The following is a 267-nucleotide window of genomic DNA, read 5'->3' as shown; positions in this document are numbered from 1 at the left end:
CGCATCAGGCTTTGCGCAAGACGACACTGTAATTCGGCTTTTACCTTGGGCGCGTTGTCTGCCACCCGCTCGATAGCACCATGTAAGTAAGCCGCGGCTTTATTGTATTCACCCAGCCTGAAATATACCGTACTGACATTTTGGTAGGTAAAGGCTTCCAGATCCGGATCTTCGTGGGACTGTAACAGTACTAACAGCGTGAGCAAGTGGTATTGAGACGCATTGAAATCCTGTCGACGACTTTGCAGCCAGGCAATATTGGAATGA

1 protein-coding gene is annotated in these 267 nt (G+C 49.1%); it reads right to left on the bottom strand.

Annotated elements, in window-relative coordinates:
• Positions 1-206 (bottom strand): hypothetical protein (locus NLF92_RS13125; protein WP_254102664.1); only part of this gene is annotated, 206 nt, incomplete at its 3' end.
• Positions 207-267: the final 61 nt, after the last annotated feature.

Origin of the sequence: Opacimonas viscosa (genome assembly GCF_024199005.1) — a bacterium.
Lineage (GTDB): Bacteria > Pseudomonadota > Gammaproteobacteria > Enterobacterales > Alteromonadaceae > Opacimonas > Opacimonas viscosa.
The sequence above is the reverse complement of the archived record's forward strand: the minus strand, read 5'-3'. Positions and strand labels throughout refer to the sequence as shown.